Raw genomic sequence first — 10,705 nt, 5'->3', positions numbered from 1 at the left:
ACCGGCCCGGGGGCGGCCTTGCCGGTGCTGACCACCGGCGCGGATGGCGACGTGCTGGCCGCAAGCCCGGGGGCGGTGCGCTTGCTCGGCCGCCAGCCCGAAAGGCTTGATCAGATCTGCCTGCGCCCGCCGCTGCAACGGGGACGTTTGAACGATATCCGTGCGGCGGATGGCGTGTTGAGCTGCCTTGTTGCCGACGCGGCGCGCGAGGATGGCCAGCGCGACGTGCTGCTTTTGCCCGGCGCCGACGCGAACAGCGCGGCCGCGGAAGGCTGGGCGTTCTTCGACGCCTTGCCGGTTCCGCTTCTGAAGCTGGGCCGTGACGGAACGATTCAGCAGTCCAACCGGCCCGCCCGCCAGTTGCTCGGGGTCGAAAGCTGCGAGGGCCGGCGGCTTGGCGAATTGATGGAGGGGCCGGGCCGCCCGGTGCAGGACTGGCTCGACGATGCCGCCGCCGGGCGCGGCACGATCCAGCCCGAGACAGTCCGCCTGTGCCGCGGCGACGCGGACGCCCACGTACAGGTCGCGCTGAACCCCGCCGCGGATAACGGCCACACGGTGCTGGTGGCGGTGCTGCACGACGCGACCAAGCTCAAGTCGCTGGAGGCGCAGTTCGTGCAGAGCCAGAAAATGCAGGCGATCGGCCAGCTGGCCGGTGGCGTGGCACACGATTTCAACAATCTTCTGACGGCGATTTCAGGGCATTGCGACCTGTTGCTGCTGCGTCACGACCCGGAGGACGGCGACTACGCGGATCTCATGCAGATCAGCCAGAACGCGAATCGCGCGGCCGCGCTGGTCAGCCAGCTTCTGGCGTATTCCCGGAAACAGACCCTTCGTCCCGAGATCATGGACCTGCGCGACATGCTGTCCGATCTCATCCACCTGCTCAATCGTCTCGTCGGCGAGCCTGTCACGCTCTCGGTCAGCCACGATCCCGGGCTTTGGGCGGTCCGGGCGGACAAGCGCCAGCTCGAACAGGTGTTGATGAACCTCGTCGTCAATGCCCGGGATGCCATGCCGGATGGGGGCGAGATCAGGATCACGACAGAAAACTTGACGCTCGACACCCCGATGAAGCGCGACCGGGCGGTTGTCGCGCCGGGAGAGTACGTGGCGGTGCGGGTCATCGATGAGGGTGTCGGGATCCCCCGCGAAAGTCTCGACAAGGTGTTCGAACCCTTTTTCACGACCAAGCGCTCGGGCGAGGGCACCGGGCTTGGCCTGTCCACGGTCTACGGGATCATGAAGCAGACCGGCGGGTTCATATTCGCCGAGTCCACGCCCGGTGAGGGTACCGAGTTCCTGCTGCTGCTGCCTGCCCACGACCCGGGGGATGACGCCCCGGTGCAAGCAAAGCCACCCGTCGCGGGCGCAAGGACACAGGGCGTGGTGCTGCTTGTCGAGGACGAGGCGCCGGTCCGCGCCTTTGCCAGCCGGGCGCTCAAGATGCGCGGCCTGTCCGTGCTCGAGGCCGAATCGGCCGAGGACGCGCTGCAGCTGCTTCAGGACGAAAGCGTGCATGTCGACGTGTTCGTGACAGACGTGGTGATGCCGGGGCTGGACGGACCCAGCTGGGTGCGCGCGGCGCTGGAAAACCGGCCGGCCACGCGGGTCGTGTTCGTCTCGGGTTACGCGCCGGAAACCCTCTCGGATACCCGCGCGGAGATCCCGGGCGCGGTCTTCCTGCCCAAACCGTTCTCGCTGACCGAACTCACGGATACCGTCTGCCGTGAACTGTCCGGGTGAGGTGCACCTCACTTGGCGATCGGCTGCGGGGTGTAGGTGCCGTTTTCACCGATACTGTCATAGAGCGAGAATTCGGCCGCGCATCTGCGCCGCAGCCGTGCCCGCGTCTCGGGAGACAGCTCCAGCGCCATGGCGGGCGAGACGTTGTGCCGCGCGGTTTCGACCCGCACGCCCAGACGGTCCTCCAGGAAATCGGCAAGGCCCTCCTGGTCCTCGTAGCGGAAAACATGCGTGGCACGGGTTCCGTTCTTCTGCGGTTCGAGGAACTTGGCCTGAGACCCCACATTCGCAAAGGCCGGCCGGTCGCCCTTGGTGTAGGCATGCACGAACGCGTCGAAACCGATGCCCGCGGTGCTGGTGGGCTGGCCGTCGAGCAAAGGGCGGCTGCGGTAACGATACCAGCTTCCCAGCCAGTCGAGCGGTTCGCGCATCACGGCCAGAACGGTGAGCGGCCCGCCCAGGAACTTTTCCAGCGCGGGCCGGAAGAAACGGTTGTAGCGAAAGACCGGCGCATGCTTGAGTTCGGGCGGATCGCGCACCACCATGGCCGCATGCGGCTCCAGCGCCGCCTGCCACGCGGTCGTGCCCGTCTTGGGCACCGACAGAAAAACCAGCCTCGCCTTTGAAAACACAAGCATTCCGCCCCGCGCGCCCCGTCGTCTGTCCATTCTCCGATGGCGCGTAAACTACTCCTTAACCAAACTGGGAAAAAGTGGCGTTGACCATAAATTTCTTGAAATGTTCCTTCTTTGTCTTCATAAAAACAGGAACAGGAAGAGAACAATACGATGATTGCTGCATGGCGATCCGTATGAAATAAGGAAGCACATGGCATGGCAACGGCAGATCTTTTGACGATGGACTCCAAGAAATCCGCGGACAAGCAGAAGGCGCTGGACAGCGCGCTCGCCCAGATCGAGCGCCAGTTCGGCAAGGGCTCGATCATGAAGATGGGCTCGGACAATCCCGTGGCCGATATCGAGGCGACCTCGACCGGCTCGCTCGGGCTCGATATCGCGCTCGGCATCGGCGGGCTGCCCAAGGGACGGATCGTCGAGATCTACGGGCCGGAAAGCTCGGGCAAGACAACGCTGACGCTGCATTGCGTCGCCGAGGAGCAGAAGAAAGGCGGCGTCTGCGCCTTCGTGGATGCCGAGCACGCGCTCGACCCGGTCTATGCCAAGAAACTCGGCGTAGACCTCGACGAGTTGCTGATCTCCCAGCCCGACACGGGCGAACAGTCGCTGGAAATCGTCGATACGTTGGTGCGGTCCGGCGCGGTGAGCATGGTGGTGGTCGACTCCGTCGCCGCCCTGACGCCGAAGTCGGAGCTGGAGGGTGACATGGGCGACAGCAGCGTGGGCGTGCAGGCCCGGCTCATGAGCCAGGCCATGCGCAAGCTCACCGGCTCGATCAGCCGCAGCAACTGCACCGTCGTGTTCATCAACCAGATCCGCATGAAGATCGGCGTGATGTTCGGCAGTCCGGAAACGACGACGGGCGGCAATGCGCTGAAGTTCTACAGCTCCGTGCGGCTCGACATCCGCCGGATCGGGTCCGTCAAGGACCGCGACGAGGTGGTTGGCAACGCCACGCGCGTCAAGGTGGTCAAGAACAAGGTCGCGCCGCCCTTCAAGGAGGTCGAGTTCGACATCATGTATGGCGAGGGCATCTCCAAGACCGGCGAGCTGCTTGATCTTGGGGTCAAGGCCGGCGTGGTGGAAAAATCGGGCAGCTGGTTCAGCTACGGCGACGAGCGCATCGGGCAGGGCCGCGAGAATGCCAAGCGCTTTCTCAAGGAAACCCCCCGCGTCGCGCTGGAGATCGAGGACAAGATCCGCGCCGCGCACGGGCTGGATTTCGACGGTGCCGGCGGGGATGACGAGGATAGCGGCGACATCGTCGAGGCGTGAGGCGGACCCTGGGCGGGACATCGTCGCGCCCGGCCGCAACCGGGCCGTTTGACACGCGCTCTCTGGCGGTGGACACCGGGGCGTGACGCCGGTAAATCGGCGTGACGCCAGCCAACGCCGATACCGGACGGGACCGCTCATGCCGACGCTCAACGAAATCCGCTCGACCTTCCTCGACTTTTTCCGGCGCAACGATCACGAGATCGTCGCGTCGTCGCCGCTCGTGCCGCGCAACGACCCGACCCTGATGTTCACCAACTCGGGCATGGTCCAGTTCAAGAACCTGTTCACCGGGGTCGAGCACCGGGATTACACGCGTGCGGCGACCAGCCAGAAATGCGTGCGCGCCGGCGGCAAGCACAACGATCTCGACAATGTCGGCTATACCGCGCGGCATCATACCTTCTTTGAAATGCTGGGAAATTTCAGCTTCGGCGATTATTTCAAGGAACAGGCGATTCCGTATGCATGGGACCTGCTCACGCGCGATTTCGGCCTCGACCGCGACAAGCTGCTGGTGACCATCTATCACACCGACGACGAGGCGGCGGAGATCTGGAAAAAGTACGCGGGCCTGCCCGACGAGCGGATCATCCGGATCGCCTCGGATGACAATTTCTGGTCTATGGGTGCGACGGGCCCCTGCGGCCCCTGCACCGAGATCTTCTATGACCACGGACCCGGGATCTGGGGCGGGCCGCCGGGCAGCGCGGAAGAGGACGGCGACCGCTTCATCGAGATCTGGAACCTCGTTTTCATGCAGAACGAGCGGTTCGAGGATGGCAGCATGCGCGAGCTCGATATGCAGTCGATCGACACCGGCATGGGGCTGGAGCGGATCGGCGCGCTGCTGCAGGGCAAGCACGACAACTACGACACCGACCTGATGCGGTCCCTGATCGAGGCGAGTGCCCATGCAACCAGCCAGGACCCCGACGGACCCGGCAACGTGCATCACAGGGTCATCGCGGATCACCTGCGCTCCACCTCCTTCCTGATCGCGGACGGCGTGATGCCCGGCAGCGAGGGGCGTGGCTACGTGCTGCGGCGGATCATGCGCCGGGCCATGCGTCACGCGCACCTGCTTGGCACCGATGACCCGGTCATGCACCGTCTCGTGCCGGCGCTGGTGGCGCAGATGGGGCAAGCCTTTCCCGAACTCGGCCGCGCGCAGGCGCTGATCGAGGAGACGCTCAAGCTCGAGGAAACCCGCTTCAAGCAGACCCTCGACCGCGGGCTGCGCCTGCTGGATGACGAGCTGGAGAAACTGGGCGAGGGGCAGCCGCTGCCGGGCACGGCGGCCTTCAAGCTCTATGACACCTACGGATTTCCCCTCGACCTGACGCAGGACGCGCTGCGCGAGCGGGGGCGCGAGGTGGACATGGCGGGGTTCGAGGCCGCGATGGCCGAACAGAAGGCGAAGGCGCGCGCCGCGTGGGCGGGATCGGGCGAGACGGCCGACCAGGCCGTGTGGTTTGATATCGCCGAGGAAACCGGCGCGACGGATTTCCTGGGCTACGACACGGAAACGGCCGAGGGCCAGATCGTGGCGCTGGTTCAGGGTGGCGAGCGTGCCGACCGGGCCAGCCATGGCGAGACGGTTCAGATCGTGCTCAACCAGACGCCGTTCTACGCCGAGGCGGGCGGGCAGGTCGGCGACACCGGGACCCTGACAACCGAAGGCGGCGCCGCTCGGATAACCGACACGCGGAATGTCGCGGGCGTCCACATCCATTTCGCCGAGGTGACGCGGGGCGCACTGGCCGCGGGCGAGGCCGCGCAGCTCGAGGTCGATCACGACCGCCGCACGGCGATCCGTGCCAACCACTCGGCCACCCACCTTCTGCACGAGGCATTGCGCCAGGCGCTTGGTGATCACGTGGCCCAGAGGGGAAGCCTCAACGCGCCGGACCGGCTCCGCTTCGACTTCAGCCATGCCAAGGCCCTGACGGCCGATGAGATGGCCCGCGTCGAGGACGAGGTGAATGCCTACATCCGCCAGAACAGCCGCGTCGAGACGCGTGTCATGCCGACGGATGACGCGCGTGCCCTCGGCGCGCAGGCCCTTTTCGGCGAGAAGTACGGCGACGAGGTGCGCGTGGTCTCCATGGGCCGGCAACAGGATTCGGGCAAGGGTCTTGACGGCGCGACCTACTCGATCGAATTGTGCGGCGGCACGCATGTCAACCGGACGGGCGATATCGGGGTGTTCGTGACCGTGGGCGAAAGCGCGTCCAGCGCCGGGGTGCGGCGGATCGAGGCGCTGACTGGCGCCGCCGCGTTCCGCTATCTCAGTCAACGCGGCGCGCGGCTGGAACAGGTGGCGTCGGAGTTGCGCACCCGCCCCGAGGACGTCCCGGAGCGTGTGCATGCGCTTGTCGAGGAACGCAAGGCGCTGTCGGCCGAGGTTGCGCAGCTGCGCCGCGAACTGGCCATGAGCGGCGGGGCGGCCGGCCCGTCCGAGGCCCCGGCGCCGCGGCAGATCGGCGATGTCACGTTCAGCGCGCAGGTGCTGCGCGGCGTTTCGGGCAAGGACTTGCCGCCGCTCATCGACGAGATGAAAAAGAAGCTGGGGTCAGGCGCCGTGTTGCTGATTGCCGATACCGACGGCAAGGCGGCGGTGGCCGCGGGTGTCACCCAGGACTTGACGGATCGTGTCTCGGCGGTTGATCTGGTGCGTGCGGCCGTGCCGCACCTGGGGGGCAAGGGCGGCGGCGGCCGGCCCGACATGGCGCAGGGCGGCGGCCGGGATGCCGACAATGCCGACGCGGCCATCGCGGCGGCAGAGGAGGTGCTGGCCGGGTAGGGGAGACAGTTCCATGACCGCCTACATCATCGCGCGGATCAACGTGACCGATCCGGACGACTACGCGACCTATGCCAGCCAGACCGTGGCGCTGGCCGAGAAATACGGTGGGCGTTTCCTCGTGAAGGGAGGCCCGCAGACACAGCTCGAGGGCAACAGCCCGGACCGGCACGTGATCGTCGCCTTTCCCAACCGTCAGGCGGCGCTCGACTGGTACAATTCGGACGACTACCGCCGCATCCTGCCCATCGCCCTGTCGAGCAGCGAGCGGGACATCGTGGTCGTCGACGGAGTCTGAAGGAGAAGACAATGCCCGCACTCTGGATCGCCCATGTCACCGTGAACGATGAAGAGGCCTATGGAAAATATGCCAAGCTGGCCGGCCCGGCGATCGAGAAGCACGGCGGGTATTTCATCGCCCGCGGGGGCCGGTACGTCCAGCTGGAAGGAACCGACAGGCCGCGCAACGTTGTGGCGCGGTTTCCCTCGGTCGAGGCTGCCGAGGCATGCTACCACTCGGACGAGTACCAGCAGGCGCTGAGCCATGCACGCGGCGCCGCCGAGCGCGAACTGCTGATCGTGGAAATCACCGAATAGGCGACGCGCGATACACCCTTACCACCTCGGTCGCACCTCGGTCGCGTCGTCCGGTTTCCCCATCCGACCGTTGCCGTGATGATTCGCATTTTCCCGCCTTTGGCTTAACAAAGGGGCGGGATTGCCGTTTTTGTTTCCATAAAAGCGACAGTAGAGGCTGCCACCCGCCGTGAGCTGCCGGGGGCGTTATGGCGAAATCGCCACAAAAACGCCACATTTGCCCCTTGGCGGCGAAAAATCCTGTCGTCTGCGGCAGAATGCATGCTCGCCATTGTGCGAGATTCCGCTGAGGTGCGTTAAAAATGGAGCACTGCCAAGACTTAGGGAGACGATTATGAAGAAAATTATGATTACTGCTGCCGCCGCCATGATGTTCGCCGCACCCGCGGCGGCGTGGGAAGGTCAGAAGGTTGCCTGTTACGACAAGCACTGGGTGCCGGCAACCTACACGACCAGCAAGCATCTGGAATACCCCGCGAAATACGAGTGGGAGCACGTCGATGGCCAGATGGTCAAGATGTATTACCCGCCGGTCTACATGGAAAAGAGCCACTTGAAAGAAAAGGGGCACTACGTGCTGCGCAAGGCGCCCTGCAACTGAGGCGAGCGCAAACACACCCCCCGAAAGGCCCGGCCGCATGCCGGGCCTTTTTCATTGCGGACAGCGCTGTCACCATAATCTTTCCACCGGCTGCCCCCAATTCGGCCACGCCCGGCTGGAACACTCGGCGCCGCGATACCAGAACGGAGTCGAGCAGATGAACGTGAGAACCGCGATGATGGGCGCCTGCCTCGCGATGACCGCCGCGGCGGCGCAGGCAGGGGAGGGCAAGCCCCGGCTTCTGGGGTGCTACCAGAAGGTGCTGGTCCCGGCCCAATACGAGGTGACCAAGACCAAGATCAAGGAGGCCGAGCGCAAGTACGTCAAGCGCAACGGCCGCTACGAGCTATTGGAATATCCGGCCGTGTTCCGCGAGGACAAGAAGCTCATAAAGAAGGAATACTACGTGATGCAGAAGATTCCCTGCGATTGATCGCGGCCCCGCTCAGCCGGATTTCGCGTGGCGCTTGCGCTCATGCGGGTCCAGATAGCGCTTGCGCAGGCGTAGCGCGTTCGGTGTCACCTCAAGCAGCTCGTCATCGTCGATGTAGGCGATGGCCTCTTCCAGGCTGAGCCGCGAGGGCGGTGTCAGCCGCACCGCGTCGTCAGAGCCCGAGGCGCGCACATTGGTCAGTTTCTTTCCCTTGAGCGGGTTCACCTCGAGATCCGTCTCGCGGCTGTGTTCGCCGATGATCATGCCCTGGTACACGACCTCCTGCGGCCCGATGAAGAGCCGCCCGCGCTCTTCGAGATTCCACAGCGCATAGGCCACGGCCTCGCCCTGTTCCATCGAGATCAGCACGCCGGCGCGGCGCCCGGGGATGGCCCCCTTGTGCGGCGCCCAGCCGTGAAAGACCCGGTTCATGACGCCGGTGCCGCGCGTGTCGGTGAGGAATTCGCCGTGATACCCGATCAGCCCCCGCGCCGGCACCAGCGCCACGATGCGCGTCTTGCCCGTGCCCGCGGGCTTCATCTCGACAAGCTCGCCCTTGCGGGGGCCGGTCAGCTTTTCGATGACGGCGCCCGCGTGATCGTCGTCCACGTCGATCGTCACCTCCTCGACAGGCTCCAGCATCCGGCCGTCGTCGTCCTCGCGCATGACGACGCGGGGCCGCGATATCGACAGCTCGAACCCCTCGCGCCGCATGTTCTCGATCAGCACGCCCATCTGGAGCTCGCCACGGCCGGCCACGTCGAACGCTTCACCGCCCGGGGTGTCGGTCACGCGGATGGCGACGTTCGATTCGGCCTCCTTCATCAGGCGTTCGCGGATCACCCGCGACTGGACCTTCTTGCCGTCGCGCCCCGCGAGGGGCGAATCGTTGATGCCGATTGACACCGAGATGGTGGGCGGGTCGATGGGCTGCGACGCGATCGGCTCCTCGACCGCCAGCGCACAGATCGTGTCCGCCACGGTCGCCTTGGACATTCCGGCGAGCGTCACGATATCCCCCGCGCGCGCCTCTTCGATGTCCTGGTGGGCAAGGCCGCGAAACGCCCGGATCTTGCTAACGCGGAACTGCTCGATCTTCTGGCCGGCGCGCGACAGCGCCTGCACGGTCGCGCCGACCTTCAGCCGCCCCGATTCCACCCGGCCGGTGAGAACGCGGCCGAGAAACGGATCGGCGCCCAGGGTGGTGGCCAGCATGCGGAAATCTTCGTCGGCCCTGGCCAGCTGTCGCGGGGCCGGGACATGGTTCACGATCAGGTCGAACAGCGCCGACAGATCGCGGCGCGGCCCGTCAAGCTCCGCGTCGGCCCAGCCGGACCGACCCGATGCGTACATGTGCGGGAAATCGAGCTGATCCTCGTCCGCGTCCAGTGCCGCGAACAAGTCGAAACATTCGTCGAGCGCGCGGTCGGGCTCGGCGTCGGGCTTGTCGACCTTGTTGAGCACGACGATGGGGCGCAGGCCGAGCCCGAGCGCCTTGGCGGTGACGAACTTGGTCTGCGGCATCGGGCCCTCGGCCGCGTCCACCAGCAGCACGACCCCGTCGACCATGCTGAGGATGCGCTCCACCTCGCCGCCGAAATCGGCGTGGCCGGGCGTGTCGACGATATTGATGCGTGTGCCCTTCCATTCCACGCTGGTGGCCTTGGCAAGGATCGTGATGCCGCGCTCGCGCTCCAGGTCGTTGCTGTCGAGGGCGCGCTCGTCGACGGCCTGCCCCTCGCGAAAGGCGCCGGACTGCCGGAGCAGCTCGTCGACAAGGGTGGTCTTGCCATGGTCCACATGGGCGATGATGGCGATGTTGCGCAGATCCATTGGGTCGGTCCTGAGGGAAGTGTCGGGCGCGGCTTAGCCGCGTCCGGGAGGAATGGCCAGACCAAAAGCGCGACGGTGCCACATGGCGCAGGCCGGCCATGTCGCCGTGTCGCTGCGCCGCGCGCGCGGCCTAGAAGGGGATTTCGTCGTCGTAATCGCGCGAGGGGCTCTGCGGCGGCGCATCCTGCGAGGGGCCGCCGACATAGCCGCCGCCGCCATAGCCACCATCCCCGCCGCCGCCCGCGCCATCGCGGCCGTCAAGGAACGTCATCTCGCCCTTGTAGGGGCGCAGAACGATCTCGGTGGTGTAGCGGTCCTGTCCCGACTGGTCCTGCCATTTGCGGGTTTCGAGCTGACCTTCGAGATAGACCTTGGAGCCCTTGCGCAGGTACTGCTCGGCCAGCCGCACCAGAGCCTCGTTGAAGATCGCGACGCGATGCCATTCGGTCTTCTCGCGCCGCTCGCCCGTGTTGCGGTCCTTCCATGTCTCGGACGTGGCCACGGCAAGGTTGCAGACCTTGCCGCCGTTCTGGAACGTGCGCACCTCGGGGTCGCGGCCCAGATTGCCGATGAGGATTACCTTGTTGACTGATCCGGCCATCGCGCCCTCCTGCGGTTTTCGAGTCTGTGCTGGTTACACCATCGCATGCGGGTGAAGGAAAGGTAAAATTCGCCGTAACCCGAGACCTTCCGCACCGGGTGGCGCGGGCGCCGCGTGACGCGCCGCGGGCGCCGGGTCTGGAAATCCGCGCGAAAACGGGTATAGTGTGCGC

The 10,705-nt window shown here is 65.8% G+C and carries 10 protein-coding genes; 7 read left to right on the top strand and 3 right to left on the bottom strand.

Annotation, left to right across the window (positions count from 1 at the left end; translation table 11 throughout):
* The coding region (locus ACH13J_RS09970; protein WP_397543179.1) for an ATP-binding protein at positions 1-1,749 on the top strand (1,749 nt) is incomplete at its 5' end.
* Positions 1,750-1,757: 8 nt separating this feature from the next.
* Here the strand turns inward: ACH13J_RS09970 and ACH13J_RS09965 are convergent.
* The gene (locus ACH13J_RS09965; protein ID WP_397543178.1) at positions 1,758-2,387 is read right to left on the bottom strand and encodes a gamma-glutamyl kinase; all 630 of its coding nucleotides are present in this window, start codon (positions 2,385-2,387) and stop codon (positions 1,758-1,760) included.
* Positions 2,388-2,582: 195 nt separating this feature from the next.
* On the opposite strand from ACH13J_RS09965, the gene recA reads away from it, so the two are divergent.
* The 6 genes from recA (at position 2,583) to ACH13J_RS09935 (ending at position 8,099) form a co-directional block, all read left to right on the top strand.
* On the top strand, positions 2,583-3,662 hold the full coding sequence (recA, locus tag ACH13J_RS09960) for a recombinase RecA (protein WP_397543177.1): 1,080 nt from the start codon (positions 2,583-2,585) through the stop codon (positions 3,660-3,662).
* A 139-nt stretch (positions 3,663-3,801) separates the two neighbouring features.
* Positions 3,802-6,468, top strand: a complete 2,667-nt coding sequence (gene alaS, locus ACH13J_RS09955; protein WP_397543176.1) for an alanine--tRNA ligase — start codon at positions 3,802-3,804, stop codon at positions 6,466-6,468.
* A gap of 13 nt (positions 6,469-6,481) precedes the next feature.
* Complete coding sequence (locus ACH13J_RS09950; protein WP_397543175.1) at positions 6,482-6,766, top strand: DUF1330 domain-containing protein; 285 nt, start codon at positions 6,482-6,484, stop codon at positions 6,764-6,766.
* Between the two features lie 11 nt (positions 6,767-6,777).
* Complete coding sequence (locus tag ACH13J_RS09945) at positions 6,778-7,065, top strand: DUF1330 domain-containing protein (RefSeq protein WP_397543174.1); 288 nt, start codon at positions 6,778-6,780, stop codon at positions 7,063-7,065.
* Between the two features lie 334 nt (positions 7,066-7,399).
* Complete coding sequence (locus ACH13J_RS09940; RefSeq protein ID WP_397543173.1) at positions 7,400-7,666, top strand: hypothetical protein; 267 nt, start codon at positions 7,400-7,402, stop codon at positions 7,664-7,666.
* A 157-nt stretch (positions 7,667-7,823) separates the two neighbouring features.
* Complete coding sequence (locus tag ACH13J_RS09935) at positions 7,824-8,099, top strand: hypothetical protein (protein ID WP_397543172.1); 276 nt, start codon at positions 7,824-7,826, stop codon at positions 8,097-8,099.
* Between the two features lie 12 nt (positions 8,100-8,111).
* Here the strand turns inward: ACH13J_RS09935 and typA are convergent, their stop codons facing one another.
* The gene (typA, locus tag ACH13J_RS09930; RefSeq protein ID WP_397543171.1) at positions 8,112-9,932 is read right to left on the bottom strand and encodes a translational GTPase TypA; all 1,821 of its coding nucleotides are present in this window, start codon (positions 9,930-9,932) and stop codon (positions 8,112-8,114) included.
* Between the two features lie 130 nt (positions 9,933-10,062).
* A complete protein-coding gene (ssb, locus tag ACH13J_RS09925; RefSeq protein ID WP_397543170.1) occupies positions 10,063-10,533 on the bottom strand; it encodes a single-stranded DNA-binding protein in 471 nt (156 codons plus the stop codon).
* Positions 10,534-10,705 lie beyond the last annotated feature (172 nt).

Source organism: Roseovarius salis (assembly GCF_044472985.1).
GTDB lineage: Bacteria > Pseudomonadota > Alphaproteobacteria > Rhodobacterales > Rhodobacteraceae > Roseovarius > Roseovarius salis.
This window is presented reverse-complemented; position numbering and strand designations above follow the sequence as displayed.